A 22,356-nucleotide genomic window follows, 5' to 3' on the forward strand; every position below is an offset into this window, starting at 1 on the left:
AAAAATTATCCTGCCGTTGGCAAATAAGCAGCAAAACCATCCTATCTATGTTTAACAGAAGAGAATTTATCAAAGGATTGAGTCTAGCCTCAATGGGCTGGGTAAGTTTGGGAAATCCTGTTTTGGCTGAGATCCAGAGGGAAGTTTCCCTTCAGAATTTGCCGACTCTATTCCGTCCCATTCGAATCAGAGGTCGGGTGACTACTTCCGGTCAGGGATTGTATCGAGTGGCAGTTTCGGATGGGAGAAGTGTAGTCTGGACCAATTCCTCAGGGGAATACACACTTTATTCCTCCTCGGACAGGGATTTTTTTTTTTATCTCTTCCTTCAGGCTATGAGATTCCCAGACAAGCTAACGGTTCCTCCTCTTTTTTCCAGAAAATCAATAAGACACAGGAGGAGCAGCAAATCAGCTTTGAATTGAAGAAAACAGTCTCTTCTGATGAAAATCATCATTTTTTGCTGCTTTCGGACACCCAAATTCAGGACGAATACGAAGCCAATCAGCTTTTGACGGTAGCGGCTCCGGATGTCAGAAATACTATCTCCTCACTGAATGATCCCAATTTGTTTGGGATCGGATGTGGAGATTTGGTCTACGACCGATTGGAGCTGTTCAAAGAATACAACGAATCAGTGGCCTCCTATGGAGTGCCGTTTTTCGAAGTCATTGGAAATCACGATATGAACTTCGGCGTGAGATCGGATGAGGGTACTTCGGACACCTTTAAGGGGCATTTTGGGCCAACCTATTATTCTTGGAATAGAGGGGAAATCCATTATGTGGTCCTGGATGATGTTTTTTACCTAGGCACAGGGTCCAAATACATAGGCTATATTCCTGAGGAGCAACTAGCTTGGCTGGAGCAGGACTTAATGCAGGTAGAAAAGGGGACTACCGTAGTGGTAGCCTTGCATATCCCCACTTATACTGGTGCGGTACAGCGCTATCCTGACAGGGATACTTTGGGAGGCACGGTTAGCAATCGAGAGCATCTTTATCGACTACTGGAAGGCTATCAGGTCCACATCCTCTCAGGACATACTCATTTCAACGACAATATGATTAATGGGCACGTCTATGAACACTGCCATGGTACAGTTTGCGGAGCTTGGTGGTCTGGACCGATTTGTTATGACGGTACGCCTAGCGGATATGCTGTTTATGAAGCCAAAGGATCCGAGTTGAGATGGAAATACAAAGGCACAGGCTTGGATATCGGAGAGCAGTTTCGAGTCTATTCCAAAGGAGAGCATCCGGATTTTCCGGAATTTTATTCCTTGAATTGCTGGAACTACGACCCTTCTTGGGAGATTTCTTGGTATGAAAACGGCATCAAGAAAGGTCAGCCTGAAAAGATCATGGCTTTGGATCCTTTAAGTTTGGCTCTTCACTCGGGTCCCGAATTGCCCGCCCGAAGGAAATGGGTGGAGCCTCAACTCAATGATCATATGTTTTTCTTCAAGCCTGAATCAACTTCCAATTTGGTGGTAGAAGCAAAGGATAGATTTGGGACAGTCTTTTCAAAGAAATTGGGGTGATTCCTCTGAAAAATAAAAAAAGAGACTGTCTTAAAAGTGAAGTTTGTCACATTGAGTCTTAAATATTATTCGAACATACAAAAGGGAAATGACTGGTCATTAGCCATTGAGTAGGATCATTGTCACCTTGAGCGGAGTCGAAAGGTCCTCGACTCCGCTCGGACTGACTAAATTTGCGGCCTTTAAAATCATCCCGTCATTGGTAGCGAAGACGAAATGTCCTCCAGAAAGCTGGAAATGACCTTCGACTCCTGTCACTCTGAGCACTTGAGAGACGAGAGTCTCGAAATCGAAGGGTCAGGCTGACAACGAAACGATTTAGGAGACAGTCTCTTTTGATTTAGGGGAATTTACCAGGCTATTCCATAGTCATCCCCATAGTTACTGGATCCTCCCCAGAAGGTGCCATGCTTCCAGTCAAACCAGATGGCATTGATCGGTCCGGAGGTTTTTGGCCAGAAATCCATTTTATATCCCCTCCTGAGCAGGTCTTTTCTGATCCATTCAGGAGTATCTTCTCTTAAAGTAATTGCTCCTGGTTTGATCTCATGATCTCCAAAGCTGCTCTGTATCTGATAGGTGTTGAAATTTGCCGCTTCGGTGGCTTCCTGCACATCCATTCCAAACTCCACCATATTCAAAAACAGCTGGAGCAGGTTTTGATCCTGAGAATCACCACCCTGCACGGCAAAGGCCAAGAAGGGTTTTCCGTCTTTCAGTGCTAAGCTAGGGGTGAGGGTGACTCTTGGTCTTTTTCCCGGTTCGGGAAGGTTGTAAGGATTCAGGTTTTCATCCAAAACGAAGCTTTGCATGCGCTGGGAAAGCCCCACGCCGGTGCTTCCGGCAATGACAGCGGGAATCCATCCTCCGCTGGGTGTGACGGATACTACCCATCCTTCCGCATCTGCTGCTTCCACGGAAGTGGTTCCGCTTTGGAAAGCAGAAAGAAAAGTCTCATCCAAGGTCAGATTTGTCTGAGAGGGGTCAATTGCAGCTATTTTTTCCTTGTTTTTATTCAAAATATCGAGGTAGGGATTCGTTTCTCCCTGAAAAGGATAAGGATCGCCGGCTGTGATTTTGGGATCGTTTTTTTCGCCGATAAGTTTGGCTCTTTCCTTTGCGTATTCTTTGGATAGCAGACCCTTCATGGGTGATTTGACAAATGCTGGGTCTCCATAGTAAAAATCCCGGTCAGCAAATGCCAAGCTCATGGCTTGATAGACCGTATTGATATATTCCCCGGAATTGTAGCCCATGGATTTGAGATCAAAATTTTCCAGGATGTTCAGGGACTGAAGCAGGGCAGGACCTTGAGTCCATTCCTGAAGCTTGTACACGTCGATTCCCTTGTAGTTTACATGAAGAGGTTCTTCGATCTTCACCTTCCAGTTGGCTAGGTCGGCTTCCGTGAATAAGCCTCCCTGTTCCCGGGTTCCTCTTACGATTTCTTTGGCGATGTCTCCTTTGTAAAATCGGTCATAGGCAGCATAAATGGCCTCCTTTCTGGATTTTCCGGCTTTTAGCGCTGCTCTTTCCGCTTCGACCAGCTTGGAAAGGGTTTGGTAAAGATCTTCTTGAACAAAAATTTCCCCGGGAGAAGGTCCTTCTCTTTTTTCACCCAAGTGGGGTAAAAATATTTTTTTGGAATAAGGCCATTCTTTTATCCTTCCTTTGCCGGATTCTATGGCGTTGGCAGTCTGTGCTTCGATGGGATAGCCTTTGGCCAGTTGCATGGCTGGGGTCAGGACTTGTTCAAGGCTGAGAGTACCATACTCAGCGAGCATGGTCATGATACCTCCTGGAGTTCCCGGTGTGGTTGCTGCCAAGGGCCCAAATTGTGGAGGATAATCCATTCCTTGGGATTTGTAGAAGTCCACAGTCGCTCCTGTGGGCGCGTAACCCATGGCATTGATGGCGATGACTTTTTTCTCAATAGGGTGGTAGATGAGCGCTTGGGTCTCACCCCCCCAAGACAGGACATCCCACATGGTAGAGGTAGCTGCAATCATCGCACATGCTGCATCCACCGCGTTTCCTCCTTGTTGGAAAATAGCAGCTCCGGCAGTCGCAGCTAGGGGTTTCCCTGTGATAGCTACCCAGTTTTTTCCATGAAGAATGGGTTTGTCATTTGGAGTGGATCCCGGGGCCATTCCCGGGAGATTTTGGGCTTGGCTCATCCAAGGCAGACAGCATAGTGCCAATAGGTAGAGTTTTTTCATAAGGTTTGGGGTTGATTTGCGTATGGGTGTTCTGTTTTTTCTCAGGAGAAAATGGAATCCCAACTAAGTATCCATCTTCAATTAGGATTTACGTCTTCTAATCAGACTCGTCGAGAAGCTGTGTCATAATCGGCACAAAGCCGGGATATTGGGCATTGTAATGCGTGAATAGCTGGAAAATGGTGCTTTTCTCCTTGATATTGAGAGAGTTTTCTTCTACGAATTTTTCCATTTCCTCAGCCTTGTCTCCAAATATCTGAAAGAGGTCTTTCCTTTTCTTAGGTACTTCGTAAAGGTCTTTTCCCATCAAATAGTAATAGACATTTCTTTTGATAATCTCATCGTTTCGGTTTCCTACCATCAGGGCAGTATTGTAATTGGACTCCTTGAATACAGCCATGGTTCTTCTCATCAAAGGCAGTTTCCCTTCTACCAATACCTCAAAAAATCCGGAAATAGGTACTCCATCTTCCTTAAAATCCATCCCATTGACAAAATACCTTGGGACCTTGTAGGAGCTATCCATCCAGACGATATTCTGAATTCTCAAGCCGGGCATTACAGAGACCAGATTGTTTTCCGGTTCCATCAGCTCAAACATATTGGAATTGATATTGTACCTCACTCTGAAGCCTTCCAGTACCTGCTGATCGCGGTAGAGTAGGATAGAGGCGAGGTTCCATTTTGTATCGAGGTAAAAATTCCCTACCACTTCTTTGGGCTCTGGCGGGATTCCGTAGAACATATTTCCCCCGATGAAATTGGGTCTCTCGACCAAAAGACGGCTCACATTGGCTGAACGAATGGTTTTTTGCAAGGCTGCTCCTGTACCCTCACTTCCAAACTTGACCATCCGGATGACACCGAGGTCTATGTCTTTGTCCAAAATGATGATTCTCTCTTGGATGTTGTACCCCGGCAAGCTGATCGCCAAGGTGTATTTTTCGGCCATCACATTTTCAAGAATAAATCCACCCGCTGAATTGCTTTGAACTCCCACCGGGGTGTTTCGGAGCACAATTGAAGCTCCACCTAAAGTCTCTTCTGTTTGGGAGTCAATCAGCCTTCCTTTGATGGAAAAATTTTGACCTAGGGTCACCAGAGGAAGCGAAAAAAACATCGCGATTAAGAGGTGAAATGGTAGGATTCGATAATACATGAATTCAGATTTCTTTGGATAGGGGAATATAAGGTAAACTCTTCATTGTTGCGAAATGATTTATGTTTCCCTCGATTTTGGTGAGGTAGACAGGTAAATTCGCTTTCTATCGTTTAAGGTCTTATATTTGGAGAGCTTGGCCTTATTGCCAACATCTTTTAAAAATCACCAAACATTGAATTTTAAATCATTTGAATTCGAGGAAAATCTTCAGGATGGCCTCGATGCGATGGGTTTTGAACAGCCCACGCCCATACAGGAAAAAGCGATTCCGGTTATTTTAGAGGGCAAGGATCTGATTGCCTGTGCACAAACCGGAACCGGAAAAACAGCAGCCTTCATTCTTCCTATCCTAAACAAAATTTCCAAATCCGGCTCCAGTAGTCTGAATACCCTCATTTTGGCACCAACCCGTGAATTGGCTTTGCAAATAGATCAGCAGATTCAGGGCTTTGCTTACTTTTTGGGAATCAGCTCTATCCCGATTTATGGAGGAGGAGACGGAGTCGTCTGGGAGCAGCAAAAAAGGGCCTTGGAAACGGGAGCAGAGATTGTTGTAGCTACACCGGGACGCTTGATTGCTTTGCTTGCGGGAGGAAAAATGGACCTTTCTACCCTTGAGCATCTAGTCTTAGACGAAGCCGACCGTATGATGGACATGGGCTTTTCTGATGATATTTTGAAAATCGTCAACTACCTGCCTACACAACGTCAGACCGTTCTTTTCTCGGCTACCATGCCTCCAAAAATCCGGCAGTTTAGCATGAAAATTCTGAACAAGCCAGAGGAAATTTCTATAGCCATTGGCAAAACCGCCGAGGGAGTCACCCAATCCATGTATTCGGTTTACGATACTCAGAAAGAAGATCTGGTGCGGAAAATCCTATCCCAGAAAGCTTATGAGGCTGTAATAATCTTCGCATCGACCAAAGAAAAAGTAAAAGCACTCTACAAAGCACTTCGTAAGGACTTTGATGTGGAGGCTTTTCACTCGGATCTAGACCAAGTTGAGCGGGAGAAAATCATGTCCGCCTTCAAAAATAAGATGGTCAAAATCCTGGTGGGAACCGATATCATTTCCAGAGGCATTGATGTGGTCGGTATCGAATTGGTGATCAATTACGATACTCCAAGCGATCCGGAAGATTACGTTCACCGGGTAGGGCGTACCGCACGTGCAGACAAGGAAGGTGAAGCCATCACCTTTGTGAACCCCAAGGATCAGCACAAATTTGTGAGGATAGAAAAGTTGATCGGTATGCAGGTCACTCAAATACCTCTTCCTGAAGAGTTGGGTGAAGGTCCGATTTACTCGGGCGAGAATGTCAAATTCTCCGGTGACTCCGGTAAATCCTTCAAGAAAAAGAAGAAGAAACCTTTCAACAAAGGCTCCAAAGGTCCTAAACCGGAAGAAAGCCATGCAGAAAAAGCGCCAAAGCCAACTGCTCCAAAGCCTTCAGCTCCTCAGGCAGAAACTCCCAAGCCGGACTCCAAACCCAGCCGTTTTGGGAATAGAAAAAATGTAATTGATTCCTGATTTACAAGGGATTGTTTGCGGATTTGTAAAGTACTTCAGGTAAATTGGAGTACTTTTCTTTTTTTCATCAAACCAAAAATCCCATGCAAACACTTAAATACAGATCAAGAGGAGAGTTTGTCTCCTACCTCCAGGAATTGCTCAATAAGCTAGGTTATCAGATTCCGGGTACAGGCTATTTTGGTCAGATGACCGAGGCAGCGGTGAAAGATTTTCAACGGAAAAACGGATTGGTAGATGACGGTAAAGTAGGCGTCAAGACCTGGACTGTTCTCATGGAAAAGACCAAGCCTGCCAAAAAGTTGGAAGACAAGTTCCTTGGCGAACAGGACTTGATCCACTTTGCAAGCAAGTTTCAATTGGAACTGGCAGCTGTCAAAGCGGTAAATGAAGTGGAAAGCAGCGGAAAAGGGTTTTTTGTGGATGGTCGACCCAAGATTCTCTTTGAGGGGCATATATTCTGGAGGCAGCTAAGAGATAGGGGCATAGACCCTTCCTCTCTTGCTAATGCATCTAATGCAGACGTTCTTTATTCCAAGTGGACCCGTTCCCACTACATCGGAGGCCCCAGAGAATACGATCGCTTGGAAAAAGCGGCTAGCTTGCTTTCAGACCCTAGAGTAAGAGAGGCGGCCTTGGCTTCGGCTTCTTGGGGGAGTTACCAAATTATGGGTTTTCATGCCGAAAAACTGGGCTATGCATCGGTGCAAAGTTTTGTGGATGAAATGTACGTCCACGAGCGGAATCAGCTGGAAGCCTTTGGCAAATACCTATCTGTATTTGGATGCCTCGCTCATCTCAAGACCAAAGATTGGGCTAAGTTTGCTAAATGCTATAACGGTCCAAGCTATCACGTCAACAAGTATGACGTCAAGCTGGCAAATGCCTATCAAAAATACCTCAATCAATAATGGAGATAAAAGATATTAACCTACTGTTTCAGAGGGATTTGGATCGATTGAGAAAAGAAGTGGAGGCTTATCAAAGGGAGGAAGACCTTTGGATTGTCGTGCCCGGAACAAGCAATTCAGGAGGAAATCTCACCATGCATCTCTTGGGTAATCTCCAGGCCTTCATCGGCTCGGATATGGGAAAGATTCCATACCAAAGAGACCGAGAGCGGGAATTTGGAGCCAAAAATATTCCAAGAATAGAACTATTGGATGAAATCGATTTGGTAAAGGGAATTATGGATCGCTCGCTGAACAACTTGAATTCTCAGGAGCTGGAAAAAATATCACCTCATGGTTTTTTCGGATATGAGATGACTCAGGGCTATTTTCTCATTCACTTGTATGGCCACTTTAACTATCATTTGGGACAAATAAACTATCACCGGAGGATGATAAATCAGGGATAAACTCGTTAAAAATTGCAATAGAAAGTTTAAATAGGTAAACAAAAGAAAATTAATGGTTTACCTTTAAGGTAATGAACAGCCTTATTGCCAACCTTCTTCTTCTTTTGGGAATTCTTTTTTTGACGAATGTTCCTGCTTATTTCCTCGGGTTGAGATTTGAAGGAAATGAGCCAAAAAAAAGACTTTGGTTTGAGCCTCCCGGATTTGTGATTCCGATCGTATGGATCATTTTGTTTTTGCTTTTGGGATACCTGAGGTATGAATTGCTTCAGATTAATGCAGACAGGCTAGCTCTGATGGTTGTTTTTCTCGCGTTGGTTTGTGCTTCTTATGCCTATTACACACTAGGTTTAGAAAAACTTACCGGTATTTCAGCATTGAAATTTGGCTTAGGGGGAAATGTTTTGGTCATTTTGGTTGCCCTTTGGGTAGGCCGAATGGTTTCGGATCTTTCCGCCAATCTTTCCTATTTTGTCTTTCCGATCGTGGCTTGGACGTTTTTCGCTACCATGATTATCTTGGGTCAATTGAGATACGAAAAAAGCTAAATTCTTAACTTTTACGTTGATCAGCCAGGAAAATCAAAAGTCCCAAAACCATGATTCCTATTCCTGCCAGACTTTCCCAAGGCCTGCTCCAAAACAGATAAATCAAAACCGACGTACTGAAAATCAGATAGATGTATTGAGGAATCGGCTTGAATGGGGTTTTAAACCCGTTTTCTTTTTTGATTCTCAGCGAAGAATAGACAGTGATCGTTCCCATCAACTGCAAGATAAATCCCGCATAGATCATTACCTGCTCGAAGGATCCTGAGAGAAAAAGCAAAAGACTGATTGCTGTATTCAGGAAAATGGCCCTTACGGGGATTCCTTGGGGATTGAGATGAGAAAGTGGTTTCCAAAGCCGGAAATCTTTTGCCATGGCATAGGTGATTCTAGGTCCTACCCAGCTATATCCGGATATGGTGGCGATAAGTTGGACGGCAATAAAAAAGCTCACCCACAAGGCCCCTTTGGCTCCAAAAAGATTCCCAAAGGCAATATCCGCCACTTGTACCTGTCCTGAAAGTTGCTCCAAACTGGCATGTCGAAGCAGAACCAACTGTAGCAGAATATATACTCCCATCACAAACATCGTAGCCCAAATCAATGCTTTAGGGAGGTTTTTAGCCGGTTGTTCCACTTCCTCGGTGATGTAAGCAGCCGAGTTCCATCCAGTGTAGGCATAAAACACATAAATCAGAGAAACCGCAAATCCTGGCTGAAGGAGCTCACTTTTCCATGTGTCAGAGAAAAGTAAAGCAGAAGATTCCACACGGGAAGCGAATAAAACTCCAAGTAGGATCAAGGCCAGTACAAAAAGGATCTTTACCAGGGTGAGTAAATCATGAATCCAGGCAGATCGACTGATGGAAAAAATATGAGCCAGAGGTACTGCCAAAAGGAAAAACAAACCCACCCAAATTTGCTCTCCAAAGAGGGGAGAGAGGTAGAAGTTCATCGCCATGGCTGCTATGGCAATAGGGGCTGAAAATCCTACAGTAAGTGAAATCCAAGCATATAAATACCCGATTGAAGGATGGATGGTCTCGGATAGGAAAATGTAATCCCCACCCGTCTTTCGAAAATGAGTGCCCAATTCAGCATAAACCAAGGCTCCAATCAAGGCCATACCTCCTCCCAATATCCAAAGCATAAGTATGGACCAAGTATTTTGGACCTCGGCCAGCTGAAAACCCAAGCTGGTAAAAACACCGGTGCCTATCATATTGGCAATGACCAATCCTGCGGCGGTTTTCCAGGAGATTTTGGAGGTGGTGTAACTCAAGATTTGGCTGTCTAAAATGATTTAAATCAAGGGAGATTGAAGACTTTTCAATTTCCCTTGGAGAATGCGCATAGGAAAACTTATTCTATGAAAGTAAGTCCAAATAAATAAAAAAAAGAGGTTGTCTCATAAATCGTTTCGTTGTCAGCCTGAGCGGAGTCGAAGGCCGTTTCCAGCTTTCCGGACGACATTTCGACTTCGCTCAATGTGACAAACCTCACTTTGGAGACAACCTCTTTTTAGGATTAAGGTTGGTTTTAATTTTTCACTGCTTCAAACAGGTCGATAGGAGTGGCTTTAACTTTTTCTTCGTAAGCTTTCCAGTCTCCGTTCACGAAAGCATCAACGATAGCCATGGCCTCATCAGCCGATTCTTTGGCCTGATTGTAAAGTCGCTCTTCTGTGCTTCCCTGTGCACCAAAACTGGAATTGACATAGCTTCTAGGAGCAAATTGTCTGGTCATCGTGGTTGGATAAAGGTTTCTCACGATTCCCTGACCTTCGCGGGTAGGGCCGTAGAAGGCTTCTCTTGCCTTATCCAACTTCTTTTTGATCTCCTTCGTGGCTTCAGCTAAGGCCTTAGCTTCATCGGTGTCCACATCTTTGATCATTGCATTGACCTTGTCAATTACTTTTTGGGCATCTTCCAGCTTTTTGGTGGATTCGCTCACCTCGGTATTCAAAGACTCTAGTTTTTTGAGGAAGTCATCTTTTGCTTTCAAATCAGCCAACTGATACTCAATTCTAGGGTCCATATTCACTTGGATGGAAGTCTCAGAAGATTCTTCTCCATATTCGAATACCACCTTGTACAGACCAGGAAGGGCATCTCCGCCACTAGGTTCAAAGAATCCTGATCTTCTTCCGGATCGGGCTGGCATTTCGGCGGTGGACTTTCTGTCGAGGTTCCAAGTAATTCGGTTGACACCTTTTTCAGGTACCGTCTTCAAGGTGCGAATTTGCTCACCAGTTGCATCGAAGATTTTCACAGTAACGGTATCCAGTTTTTCCTTGTCGTCATTGAGGAAAAAGCTCAGTCTTCCACCGAACTCTCTGTTTTCTCCGGCATATTTTCCATCAGCCATAAATCGCTCCCCATGGGCCCGCTGAATTACAGCCTGATAGGCATCCGGAGCTGCAAAAGCCGTGATTTTTCCCGAAGGTGCTTTACCACCATTCTTGGCAAAAGCTCTCAAAGGTCTGATATCATCCAAGACGTAGATCGCACGGCCAAATGTCCCGATCACCAAATCAGCTTCTCTTTCCTGAATGGTCATATCATAGGTAGAAACTGCCTTAGGATATCCATGCTCCCATTTGTTCCAGGTTTTGGCTTTATCAAATGATACATAAAGACCGTATTCTGTACCCAAGAAAACCAACTCCGGAACCTCGGTATCCTGAACTATAGATAGGGTGTAACCCCAAACTTTGCTATCATCCACGATACGTGTGAAAGTCTTTCCATAATCAGCGCTGTGGTACGCGTAAGCATTGAAGTCATTGTTTCGGTAGTTGTTGGCAATCACCCAAACCTCGCCGGCATTGTACTTGGATGCCTGCACTTGAGGAATCCATGAGGCTTTAGGCAATCCAGGAAGTTTTGATGCCAAGTTGGTCCAAGACTTTCCTCCGTCAGTGGTCAGCTGTAAGTTGCCGTCATCTGTTCCCACCCAGATTACATTTTTGTCTACTGGGGAAGGAGCGATTGCTAGGATGGTGGTGTGATTTTCGGCACCTGTGATGTCAAAAGTCAATCCTCCGGTCTGCTGCTGTCTTTGCTTGGTAGAGTCGTTGGTAGTCAAGTCCGGAGAAATGATCTCCCAAGTCTCGCCGGAATCTGTTGACTTATGGAGGAACTGAGAAGCGTAATACACCGTGTTCACATCATGTGGATCCTGGGCAATAGCTGCGTTCCAGTTGAATCTCAGGAATACATCCTTGTCCGGGTGAGTGGGTTTAATAAATCGGTTGTGGCCGGTAAGCTTGTCAAATCGGCTCACATTTCCCCCCTGAGACATGGTATAGCCATATCGGGAATCAGCAGGATGAGAAACTACGTCGAAGCCGTCCCCGAAGGAAACTTCCTGCCAGTATGTGTTTCTGATTCCGTCTACTCTCCAGACATAAGCTGGACCTGTCCACGAACCGTTATCCTGCATACCTCCATAGACATTATAAGGAAGCTCATTGTCTACATTGATGTGGTAAAACTGCCCCACTGGAATTCCTTCGGCAAAGTACCAAGTCTTTCCTCCGTCACGGGTGATGTTCAACCCACCGTCATTGCCGTCAATCATCAGTTTGGGATCGTTGGGATTGATATACCAAGCGTGGTGATCAGGATGCACTCCCTGATATTCCAAAAGTTGCCTGAAGGATTTTCCTCCGTCTTCGGTGATTCCAACTCTCGAGTAAAGCGTGTAGAGCCTGTTTTCGTTTTTGGGATCTGCATGAATTTCAAAATAATAGAAAGGTCGGTCTCCGATTTCATCCTTATTATTGATCATGGAGAATTTTTCACCCCCATCCTCAGATACATACAAGGCATTTTTAGAAGACTCGATCAAAGCATAGATTTTATTGCTGTTAGCCTTGGAAATAGCCAAACCCATTCTTCCCAAATTTCCCTTTGGAAGTCCATTAGCCTCAGCGGTAAGTTTTTTCCAGTTTTCGCCTCCATCATGAGTCACATACAGACCGGAAGACTCTCCACCTGATTCAAAAAACCAAGGATATCTTCTGTGCTGCCACATGTTGACAAAAAGCTTGTTAGGGTTATTTGGATCCATGATCATTTCACCAATTCCGGTTTTGGTGTCGATGTAGAGGATTTTGGACCAGGTTTTTCCACCGTCTGTGGTTTTGTAAAGACCTCTTTCTTCCTGCTCACCCCAAGGTGAACCGATGGCACCTACAAATACCGTATTGGGGTCATCAGGATGAACGATGATTCGGTGAATGGCTCTCGTTTTTTCCAATCCCATTAATTCCCAAGTCTTACCTGCATCCAGAGATCTGTAGACTCCATAGCCTAGGTTGAGCGAGTTTCTCGGATTGCCTTCACCGGTACCTACCCAGATGATATTGGGATTTTTCTGATAGATGGAAATAGCCCCGATAGAGTGCACCTTCTCGTTGTCGAAAATGGGCTCCCAGGTGATTCCTCCGGAGGTAGATTTCCAAAGTCCGCCTGAAGCCGACCCGGCATAAATAATGGATGGATTATCGTCCACGGCATCAATGGCGGTGATTCTCCCGCTCATTGCACCGGGACCGATGCTTCTGGCTTTCATGGACTTGAACCAATCCATGTTGACCTGCTGGGCTTGGATTCCCAAGCTGAACAGCGCCAGAACAATCAATAAACTGATTTTTTTCATAGGGTTTCTGATGGTTTTCTTGCCTTCAATTAAATCAAAAAGGCTTGAATTGCCGCTAAGAATTTATTTCAATGGAAAAATGGCCTTTTTGTGGAGGATTCAAAATTTGACTGATGGTTTGGGATAGGCATATCTTTTCCTTTTCTTTCGAAAAAAAAGATTACCGTTATGCATAAGAATTTCGTGAAGCCTTTAGTGGGGCTTTTTCTTTTTGTGATAGCCAACCCGCTTTCCGCTCAGACTGGGCGCTTTCAGCAGGCTGTGGATTATAAGATGGAGGTTGCCATGGATGTCAACACCAATCAGTACCAGGGAAAGCAAAAGCTGGCTTATACCAACAATTCTCCGGATACCCTTACGCGGGTTTTTTATCACCTGTATTACAATGCTTTCCAACCGGGAAGTATGATGGATGTCCGATCTAGAACCATTGCCGACCCGGACAGAAGGGTAGGAGACCGGATTTCCAAGCTGAAACCTGATGAAATAGGGTATCTCCACGCCAAGTCTTTGACCATGAATGGGAAGCCAGTGGAATTCAGAGAAGTGGAGACCATTCTGGAAGTGAATCTTCCAGAGCCGATTCTGCCCAATACCACTGTCACCTTTGATATGGAGTTTGAGGGGCAAGTTCCTTTGCAGATCAGAAGGTCAGGAAGAGACAGTGATGAAGGAGTTCGCTACTCCATGTCTCAATGGTATCCCAAAATGGCCAATTACGATGAGCAAGGCTGGCATTCCAATCCCTACATCGGGAGAGAGTTTTATGGGATTTGGGGAGATTTTGATGTGAAAATCACCATTGACAAAACCTATGTACTCGGTGGCACAGGCTACTTGCAAAATCCCAACGAAATCGGGCATGGCTACCAAGACGAAGGGGTAACTGTACCTGCTCAACAAGGAAATACGCTGACTTGGCACTTTGTGGCACCTCAAGTCCATGACTTCATGTGGGGTGCAGATCCCAAATACAAGCATGACAAGGTGCAAATGGAAAACGGGATCACCGTTCACCATTTTTACATCCCGGGACCAAAAACAACTGAAAACTGGGAAAAACTGAAGGAATTCACCCCAAAAGCGATCAACTTCCTTTCCGAAAAATTTGGACAGTATCCTTACAAGCAATTTTCTGTAGTCCAAGGTGGAGACGGAGGTATGGAGTATGCTATGTCCACCTTGGTCACCGGAGAGCGGTCTTTGCCCAGCCTGGTAGGAGTGATGGTTCACGAACTGGCGCACAGCTGGTTTCATGGGGTGTTGGCTTCCAATGAATCCCTTTACCCATGGATGGATGAGGGCTTTACCTCTTATGCTACCAATCTGGCCATGGCAAATATCTTCCAGGCAAGTGCCAATCCTCAGCGGGGATCTTATTCCGGTTACTACCGTTTAGCGCTATCAGGATTGGAAGAACCTATGTCCACGCATTCTGACCATTACCATACCAATCAGGCCTATGGATCAGCAGCCTATTCCAAAGGAGCCGTTTTCTTGGCTCAATTGGGCTATGTTTTGGGTGAAGAAGTCCGTGACCGGGCTATGCTTCGGTATTGGGATACTTGGAAGTTTAAACATCCGAATGTCAATGACCTGATTCGTGTGATGGAAAAGGAAAGCGGAATCGAGCTGGATTGGTACAAAGAGTACTTTGTTTACACGACCAAGAAGATTGATTATGCGATCAAAGAAGTAAAAGCCAATGGCAGCAACACAGAGATTACACTTGAAAGAATTGGCTTGATGCCTATGCCTATCGATTTGGTGATTACGTACAAAGATGGTTCTCAAGAGTCGATTTACCTGCCTTTGGTAATAATGCGTGGGGAAAAAGCTCAGGAGTCTTTCACACCTACTAGAATTCATACCGAAACTTGGCCATGGACTAACCTGACCAAGTCCTTGATCCTTTCCAAGCCTTTCAGCTCGATCAAATCTGTGGAATTTGATCCTTCCAAGCGCTTAGCGGATGTGCAGCAGGAAAACAACAAGAAGGAGTTTTAATTCCTCTTTGTCAACAAACAAAAACGGCGATCCAAATCAGGTCGCCGTTTTTTATGATCACATTTCGACTCCGCTCAGTATTACCTACCTTTTGGAACAAAAATCAAAAGGTTAATTATCCTATCTAGGAGGGGACGGAAGTCAAAGTTTGAAAACCTTTTGAACACCTTTCTTTCATTTTAAAGGTTTGATCCAGATATTCCGGTAGAGGACCTCATGTCCTTCCGCCTGGAGTTTGAGCCCTCCAGGGGTGTCGGTGATTCCTTTTCCTCCGTCATTTCCCCCGTCGATTCCTGAATTGGGACCTCCCCAAACTTGCTGGATCTCCACATTGTCATGAATTTTTACTCCGTTGAAAGTGACGGTCACTCTTGCCTTTTCGGTCAGCTTCCCATTTTCAAATCGGGCGGCTCGGAACTGGATATCGTAGGCATTCCATTTGCCGACTCCGTTGTATACTTTTTCTGAAGGTAAATGCTCGTTGATTACGGCAGCCATCCCATGGAGTCCATAATCCCCATCCAGGATTTGGATTTCGTATCGGTTTTGAAGGTAGACTCCACTGTTTCCTCCTTCATTATTCACCAAAAACTCCACATGAGCTTCAAAATCCCTGAATTCATCCTTAGTCACAATGTCAGCTGCCCCGTATTTGCCACCTGCCCCGGAGGGGTCATTGGAGGAAATAGCCGGCTTGCCATCCACCGGATCGGTAACTTCCTCCCATTTGATGGGCATTTCTGCTGAGAATCGGGGACCTTCCCAGTATTCCCAGTTTTTGTGCAGAGACTTTGCAGTACCATCCAGGTACACTTTTGCTCCTTTGGGTGCTGGTGTACCGAGGTATGATGCATTTTGAGCGACTCCGAAGGTGAAAGCTCCAACAAATACGATTAGCGTAGAGAATAGAAACTTTAGGTTCATGGGTTTGATTGGTTTTGGTTTTTGAGCGATCAAAATGATGTGTTGATTTCAACACCTCGTCAATTTCTTTAAATTTATCAGAAATCAAACAGGTTTTCCTACAAGAGGCAAAAGAGAAGCCAAATTGTCTTTGGGAAAAGGGTATGATTGATTCATTTTTCCATCCTAAAACAGCACATAAACCATGAAATGGCAAGGCAGAAGACAAAGCTCAAATATCGATGACCGGAGAGGGCAGGCGGGCCCACGAGGTGGAGGAGGGGGAATTAATCCCTTGCTCTTAGGACCTTTGTTGAAAATATTATTTTCTAAAACAGGCCTGGTAATTATCGGTCTTTTTATTGCTTTTTCTGTCTTCACAGGTACCAATCCCTTGAATCTCTTGGGCGGCCTATTGGGCGGTGGGGGAAGTCAGGGTTTCACCACAGAGACCAACTATACTCCAACTGCCGAGGAGGAAGAAATGGCTGCTTTTGCGGCCACTATTCTAGCTGATACCGAAGATGTCTGGAATCAGCTGATCGACAACTACCGCGAACCCACTTTGGTACTATTCACCGGGGCAGTTTCTTCTGCCTGCGGAAATGCCAGTGCGGCTACGGGGCCATTTTACTGCCCTGCGGATGAAAAGCTTTACATCGACTTGAGTTTCTTTCAGGAAATGGAAACCAAACTCCGAGCGGGAGGGGACTTTGCCTATGCCTATGTGATCGCTCATGAAGTAGGGCACCACATTCAGAAACTGATGGGTATTACCGATCAAGTACACAGCCTTCGGGGTAAAGTGAGCCAAAAGGAATACAACGACAATTCGGTCAGATTGGAGCTACAGGCGGATTTTCTTGCTGGAGTTTGGGCGCATCATAGCCAAAGGTCTTCTGCGATGATGGAGGCTGGAGACTTGGAAGAAGCGCTGAATGCAGCCAATGCAATTGGTGACGACAGACTTCAAAAACAAGCTACAGGAAGAGTGGTGCCGGATTCCTTTACTCATGGTACCTCGGCCCAGCGGATGAGATGGTTCAAAAAAGGATTTGACACGGGGGATTTGAGCCAGGGAAATACGTTTCAGGCGAGGGAGTTGTAAAAAAGATCGAAGACGGAAGTATTGACCGATATCGGATTTCGGATGACCGATGAGTTCAAAAGCTGAAAGGAGGTAAAGTTGGAAAGACGGAAGCTAGAAGACGGGAGACCGAAGCTGGGAGAATTGTCCGATGTCTTTGAAGGATAATGTAAAATGTTTAAAATGGGGGAATTCGGGTTGAGGTTCCTGTAGGCGTCGTAAATCGTAATTCGTACCTCGTAAATAAATTCAGTCCTGTATTCGGGAATTTCAATAGTCGAAATTCAAAACCATCCAAAAACAGCCCCAAGACTTTTTAAGCCCAAAACCAGCGTAAGCACCCATATCAAAAAGCCAAAAAAGGTCCAAGTTTTGGAATTGGCGTGGTCTCCTAGAAAACCGGATTGACTGCCTGCCCAAATCAACCATCCACTGATAATGGGCAAAAGGATGCCATTGGCAAGTTGGGCCGATGTGATCAGGTAAAATGGCCGCATCCCGAGAGAAGAAACCACTATTCCCATCAGCAAGATACTCCCCATACTAATCCGCATCGATGTCGACTGGATTTCCTGACTTTTTCCCAATAAGCCACAAATCACCAATCCACCTGCCAAAGGAGCGGTTATCGTAGAGGTCAATCCTGCAGCCATCAACCCAAACCCCATCAAGTAAGAGGCAAATTCCCCAAATACCCCACGCAGTCCCTGGGCAATATCAGCAGCTGTCTGAAGCTCAGAGACAGGATTCGCCACACCCACAATCAGAATGCTCATCGATACGCCCACACCCAATATCACAGCCAAGCTGATATCCCAGCGCATGGCATTGATTTCTTTGGGCTTAACCCACCTGTTTTTAGCCAGACTGGCGTAGAGAAAAAGATTGTAAGGCACCACTGTGGTTCCAATGAGAGCTACCAGGGTGGGAAGTTTTTCCTGATCAAAAACGGGAATAAATCCTGAGAATACCGCCGACCAATCCGGTCGGGTCAAGCCTGCTGCGATTAAAAAGGCCAAGGACATCAAGATGACCAAGGCAATCAATGCTTTTTCCAAAGTTTTGTAATTCCCGGACCAAAGGAGGAAAAAAGCCAATCCTCCGAAAAGCAAGGTGCCGGATTGGATGCTGAATGTATTGATTTTCCAAACCGGAGCTTCCCAAAACACGCCCAAACCCAGATTGGCACCGGTAAGATTCCCTCCCTCATAGGCTGCATTGCCCAAGCCAATGGCAAGAAAGACCAAAACCAGAGAGAGGATTTTAAAGACTTGATTTTGGGATTGATTTTTCAATAACTCACTCAGATCCATCCGGGTAATCAATCCCAATCGACCTGAGATTTCCTGTAGATAAAGTGTAGCTACCAAACTCAGTCCCAAAGCCCAAAGCAAGGTATAATCAAACTGGATTCCCGCAAGAGAACATACCGTGACTGTTCCCGGACCGATAAAGGCAGCGGTGACAAGAGGACCTGGACCGGTTTTTTTCAGGAGATCTTTGAGTTTCAAAACAGAATTTTTGGGAAAATAGAGAATTGGGAAGATTTTTTGTAGGAATTGTTATATCGCTTAAAGAAAATAGTGCATGCAGTGGATTTCTAGGATTTCAAAAGTTTTGGCCATTCTGATCTTGGCTTTGGTGTTTTTTCTGGCGCTTCTTTATCGGGGAGATATCCCGGCTGAAGAGATCAATACCAAATACTGGACACCTCAGTCTCATTTTATAGAAATCGACGGAGTTAATGTACATGTCCGGTTTTTGGGAGAAGGGGAACCCATTTTTCTTCTTCACGGAAGCTTTTCCTCTTTGCATACTTGGGATATATGGCAGCAGGAATTGAGCCCTTACTTCATGACTATTTCTTTGGATTTTCCAGGTCATGGGCTTACAGGTCCGGATGAGCTCAAGCGCTACACGGTGGAAGATTACAGCCATTTGGTGATGAGGTTGGCCGAAAAGCTCAATATTTCAAAGTTTCACCTAGCGGGTAATTCCATGGGAGGAGCAGTGGCTTTGAATATCGCTTCCAATCGTCCGGACAAGGTTCTTTCTCTGAATCTGATCGACGCCTCGGGTGCACCGCGAAGAGAAGTGAGAAGCTTAGACTCTATTTCCACCACCAACAGAGGGGGAGGTGCTTGGATTTTCAAACTGATCGAGAACCCGGTATTTTCCAAAATTCTACTCAAGTGCACGCCAAAGTTCCTTTTTGCCATGAATATGAAGGAAGTTTACGGGGATGAGTCCCGAGTATCTGCTCAAGTGGTGGATCGATACTATGAGTTGATGCTTCGGGAGGGTAATCGCCGAGCTACCATGGATAGGATGACACAGGGAAGAAGATCCACCATTGATTTTGATCGACTGACTATGCCGACTTTGATTCTTTGGGGCGCAAAGGACACCTGGATTCCTCTTTCTCAGGGGCAACAATTGGAAAAGGTCATTCCAGGCTCCAATCTGGTCGTTTTTCCAGATGCCGGACATGTGCCAATGGAAGAAATACCGACAAAATCTGTCGCGGAATACCTGTCTTTTTTAGGGGTGGAGGTCAGAAAAAACTACCTTGAACCACCTAAACAAATGGTGTATGCCGATTGAATATTTGATTTATCTGATCCTTCTGCTTCAGATTTTGTTGCTGTTCTTTCTGATTTTAAGGAAAGGGAGAGAAAATCAAAAGCAGGTACTTTCTGAAGAATTCTCTAAAATTTCTAAGGAATTGACTTTTTCACTTCAGGAAAACAGAAAGGAGGTTTCAGAACGACTGATCCAGCAATTTCAGCTGGTTTTTGATTCCCAAAGAGCAGGGGCAAAGGATCAAAGTGAAGCCCTGCGTCTGTTTGGAGATACTGTTCGCCAAAGCATGAGAGACTTACAGGAAATGCAACGGGAGAAGTTTTCTGAGCTGAACAGAAGACAGGAGGAGCTGGTCAGAAACACGGAAACCCGACTGGAAAAAATTCGGGAGACGGTAGATGAAAAGCTGCAGAAAACCTTAGAAACCCGTTTGGGCCAATCCTTTGAAATGGTAAGCAATCAGCTACAGGCCGTGCAGAAAGGATTGGGTGAAATGCAGCATTTGGCCAATGGAGTAGGGGATCTGAAGCGAGTTCTTAGCAATGTGAAAAACAGGGGGGTCTTGGGTGAATATCAGCTACAGGCTATTTTGGAAAATATGCTTTCTCCCGACCAATTTCTGTCCAATGCCTCCGTCAACGGATCAAGAGAGCGAGTGGAATTTGCTGTGAAAATGCCCGGACAGGAGGAAATGGTCCTTCTTCCCATCGATTCCAAATTTCCTCAGGAATCCTATTTGAGGCTGGTGGATGCCTATGAAACAGGTGATAAAATCAGCATCGAGGCTTTTCGCCTGGAGTTGGTTAAAGCGATCAAAAAGTCGGCGGCGGATATTCAAAACAAGTACATTCATCCTCCGGCAACCACTGATTTTGCCCTGCTTTTTCTTCCCATGGAAAGCCTCTATGCGGAGGTACTTCGCGAACCTGGCCTAGCCCAGCAGATTCAGCAGGAGTATAAGGTCATCGTAACAGGTCCCACTACGCTTTCGGCTATTTTGAACTCCCTTCAGATGGGATTCAAGACTTTAGCCATCCAAAAAAGGAGTTCCGAAGTCTGGCAAATTCTTGGAGCTATCAAGAATGAGTTTGGAAAATTTGGGGATCTGCTCGAAAAAACTCAGAAAAAGCTCAGCGAAGCTAATTCTGAGCTGGATAAACTAGTCGGGGTAAGGACTCGGGTGATCCAAAGAAAACTTAAAGAGGTGCAGGAACTCCCTGATGCAGAAAGTCAAAGTCTTTTGGAAGAATAATGAGCCTTGGACAAGGATTGGGATTTGGATTTGAAGATCGATAAGGAATAATTCGTGGAATCGGAAAAAAGAAAAAGACTGAATTCCATGTTTCACTGCCAAAAGAATTTAATTTTGTCCCTCAATTCACTCACGCTACCTACATGGGAATGAACATTGTAATCGCCGGGGCAGGAGACATGGGATACCACCTTGCCGAGCGATTAAGTTTCGATAATAAGGACATCACGCTCATTGATACCGATCGGAATGTTTTGGATTATGTGGCTTCCAAATTGGACGTGATGACCGTTCAAGGAGATGCGACCTCCCTGGATGTGCTCGATCAGGCCAATGTCCAAAATGCAAACATGGTCTTGGCGGTCACCACTTCGGAAAAGACCAACTTGGTCACGGCGGTTTTGGCCAAGCAATTAGGGGCAAAGCGAGTGATGGCAAGGGTGAGAAATCACACTTACCTGAAGGAAGAAAATGTTCCCTACTTCAATAATCTTGGAATCGACAACTTGATTTCTCCTACCATGCTTTGCTCTCAGGAAATTGCCAAGATGATTGAAAATTCGAGTTTTACCGAAGTTTTTGACTTTGGTGGTGGCAAGTTGAATATCGTAGGAATTACCTTGGACCAATATAGTCCTTTGGTTAATCAGCGGATCATGGATACCAAAGAGGATCCTACCTATGAGGACATCCGGATCATTGCCATTGTGAGAGACCAAAAGACGATCATTCCCCGAGGAAGTACGATTATCCGAAACAATGACCATGCATTTTTTATCTCCCACAAGAAAAATACGGAAAGTATCATCGAAGCCTTGGGGCAGAAGAAGGTCAGGATCAAAAACATCATGATCATCGGAGGAGATGATATGGCAGTGACTACTGCAATTCGTCTTCAGGGAGACTACAGGATTACTTTGGTCAATAATGACAAGGAAAGGTGCAAATGGCTCGCCGAACGACTTCCTGATACGCTGGTGATCAATGGAGATTATAAAAATATCGAATTGCTCGTGGAAGAGGGGTTGGAGCAAATGGATGCTTTTTTGGCATTGACCGAGTCTTCAGAAACGAATATCATCACCAGTCTTTCCGCTAAAAACCATGGGGTTTACAAAACCATTGCCCATGTAGATACCCGGGAATACATTCATATCTCCCACAGTATTGGAGTGGATTCCCTGATCAATAAAAAGCTGGTGGCTGCCAATGAAATTACTCGTTACCTGAGAAAGGGTAAAGTGGATGCAGTTTCCGGAATCTATGGTGTAGACGCAGAATTTATCCAATACAGCGTTTCCAAAAATAACCGACTAACCAAGCATCCGCTAAAGGATCTCCATTTTCCATCAACGGCGATAGTCGCAGGAGTGATCCGGGGAGAAAATGTATTTATACCGGATGGGGAGTTTACTCTTCAGATGGATGATAAAGCAATTGTCTTGGCACTTCCCGAAGCCAAGCAGACTTTGGAAAAGCTCTTTCACTAAGCA

General features: G+C 45.1%; 17 protein-coding genes. 11 read left to right on the forward strand and 6 right to left on the reverse strand.

Going from position 1 to position 22,356, the window contains the following annotated elements; all coding sequences use genetic code 11:
* Positions 1-47: 47 nt before the first annotated feature.
* Together AAA942_RS01210 and AAA942_RS01215 are read left to right on the forward strand one after the other, a co-directional pair.
* A complete protein-coding gene (locus tag AAA942_RS01210) occupies positions 48-425 on the forward strand; it encodes a metallophosphoesterase N-terminal domain-containing protein (protein ID WP_338218395.1) in 378 nt (125 codons plus the stop codon).
* The gene (locus AAA942_RS01215; protein WP_338218396.1) at positions 422-1,543 is read left to right on the forward strand and encodes a calcineurin-like phosphoesterase C-terminal domain-containing protein; all 1,122 of its coding nucleotides are present in this window, start codon (positions 422-424) and stop codon (positions 1,541-1,543) included. The genes AAA942_RS01210 and AAA942_RS01215 overlap by 4 nt, the downstream gene beginning before the upstream one ends.
* Positions 1,544-1,893: 350 nt before the next feature.
* Here the strand turns inward: AAA942_RS01215 and AAA942_RS01220 are convergent, their stop codons facing one another.
* Complete coding sequence (locus AAA942_RS01220) at positions 1,894-3,762, reverse strand: gamma-glutamyltransferase family protein (RefSeq protein ID WP_338218397.1); 1,869 nt, start codon at positions 3,760-3,762, stop codon at positions 1,894-1,896.
* 97 nt (positions 3,763-3,859) lie between these two features.
* Positions 3,860-4,921 (reverse strand): carboxypeptidase-like regulatory domain-containing protein, encoded by a 1,062-nt coding sequence (locus AAA942_RS01225; RefSeq protein ID WP_338218398.1) that lies wholly within the window; start codon positions 4,919-4,921, stop codon positions 3,860-3,862.
* A gap of 175 nt (positions 4,922-5,096) precedes the next feature.
* Between AAA942_RS01225 and AAA942_RS01230 the strand changes: the two genes are divergently transcribed.
* The 4 genes from AAA942_RS01230 to AAA942_RS01245 all read left to right on the forward strand — a co-directional run bounded on the left by AAA942_RS01230 (position 5,097) and on the right by AAA942_RS01245 (position 8,366).
* Positions 5,097-6,458, forward strand: coding sequence for a DEAD/DEAH box helicase (locus tag AAA942_RS01230; RefSeq protein WP_338218399.1), 1,362 nt, complete (start codon positions 5,097-5,099; stop codon positions 6,456-6,458).
* An 83-nt stretch (positions 6,459-6,541) separates the two neighbouring features.
* Positions 6,542-7,369: an N-acetylmuramidase family protein gene (locus tag AAA942_RS01235; RefSeq protein ID WP_338218400.1), complete on the forward strand. Its 828-nt coding sequence runs from the start codon at positions 6,542-6,544 to the stop codon at positions 7,367-7,369.
* Positions 7,369-7,818, forward strand: a complete 450-nt coding sequence (locus AAA942_RS01240) for a DinB superfamily protein (protein ID WP_338218401.1) — start codon at positions 7,369-7,371, stop codon at positions 7,816-7,818. The genes AAA942_RS01235 and AAA942_RS01240 overlap by 1 nt, the downstream gene beginning before the upstream one ends.
* Before the next feature lie 71 nt (positions 7,819-7,889).
* A complete protein-coding gene (locus AAA942_RS01245) occupies positions 7,890-8,366 on the forward strand; it encodes a TspO/MBR family protein (protein ID WP_338218402.1) in 477 nt (158 codons plus the stop codon).
* Between the two features lie 4 nt (positions 8,367-8,370).
* Here the strand turns inward: AAA942_RS01245 and AAA942_RS01250 are convergent, their stop codons facing one another.
* Positions 8,371-9,648, reverse strand: coding sequence for an APC family permease (locus AAA942_RS01250; RefSeq protein WP_338218403.1), 1,278 nt, complete (start codon positions 9,646-9,648; stop codon positions 8,371-8,373).
* Positions 9,649-9,905: 257 nt separating this feature from the next.
* Positions 9,906-13,031, reverse strand: coding sequence for a WD40/YVTN/BNR-like repeat-containing protein (locus tag AAA942_RS01255; protein WP_338218404.1), 3,126 nt, complete (start codon positions 13,029-13,031; stop codon positions 9,906-9,908).
* A 168-nt stretch (positions 13,032-13,199) separates the two neighbouring features.
* Between AAA942_RS01255 and AAA942_RS01260 the strand changes: the two genes are divergently transcribed.
* Entirely contained in the window at positions 13,200-15,038 is a 1,839-nt protein-coding gene (locus AAA942_RS01260; protein ID WP_338218405.1) for a M1 family metallopeptidase, read from the forward strand.
* A gap of 174 nt (positions 15,039-15,212) precedes the next feature.
* On the opposite strand, the gene AAA942_RS01265 is transcribed toward AAA942_RS01260, so the two are convergent.
* Positions 15,213-15,962 carry a 3-keto-disaccharide hydrolase gene (locus AAA942_RS01265; RefSeq protein WP_338218406.1) on the reverse strand — a complete coding sequence of 250 codons (750 nt, stop codon included), beginning with the start codon at positions 15,960-15,962 and terminating at the stop codon, positions 15,213-15,215.
* 184 nt (positions 15,963-16,146) lie between these two features.
* Here AAA942_RS01265 and ypfJ point away from each other — a divergent pair, with 184 nt between their 5' ends.
* Positions 16,147-17,049: a KPN_02809 family neutral zinc metallopeptidase gene (gene ypfJ / locus AAA942_RS01270; protein WP_338218407.1), complete on the forward strand. Its 903-nt coding sequence runs from the start codon at positions 16,147-16,149 to the stop codon at positions 17,047-17,049.
* A 263-nt stretch (positions 17,050-17,312) separates the two neighbouring features.
* Here the strand turns inward: ypfJ and AAA942_RS01275 are convergent, their stop codons facing one another.
* Positions 17,313-18,539: an NRAMP family divalent metal transporter gene (locus AAA942_RS01275; RefSeq protein ID WP_338218408.1), complete on the reverse strand. Its 1,227-nt coding sequence runs from the start codon at positions 18,537-18,539 to the stop codon at positions 17,313-17,315.
* A 76-nt stretch (positions 18,540-18,615) separates the two neighbouring features.
* Between AAA942_RS01275 and AAA942_RS01280 the strand changes: the two genes are divergently transcribed.
* From AAA942_RS01280 to trkA, 3 genes are all read left to right on the forward strand, one after another.
* Positions 18,616-19,632 carry an alpha/beta fold hydrolase gene (locus AAA942_RS01280; protein ID WP_338218409.1) on the forward strand — a complete coding sequence of 339 codons (1,017 nt, stop codon included), beginning with the start codon at positions 18,616-18,618 and terminating at the stop codon, positions 19,630-19,632.
* Positions 19,622-20,863 (forward strand): DNA recombination protein RmuC, encoded by a 1,242-nt coding sequence (locus AAA942_RS01285; protein WP_338218410.1) that lies wholly within the window; start codon positions 19,622-19,624, stop codon positions 20,861-20,863. The genes AAA942_RS01280 and AAA942_RS01285 overlap by 11 nt, the downstream gene beginning before the upstream one ends.
* Positions 20,864-21,006: 143 nt before the next feature.
* On the forward strand, positions 21,007-22,353 hold the full coding sequence (trkA, locus tag AAA942_RS01290) for a Trk system potassium transporter TrkA (RefSeq protein ID WP_338218411.1): 1,347 nt from the start codon (positions 21,007-21,009) through the stop codon (positions 22,351-22,353).
* Positions 22,354-22,356: the final 3 nt, after the last annotated feature.

Source organism: Algoriphagus sp. oki45 (assembly GCF_036245605.1).
Taxonomy (GTDB): domain Bacteria; phylum Bacteroidota; class Bacteroidia; order Cytophagales; family Cyclobacteriaceae; genus Algoriphagus.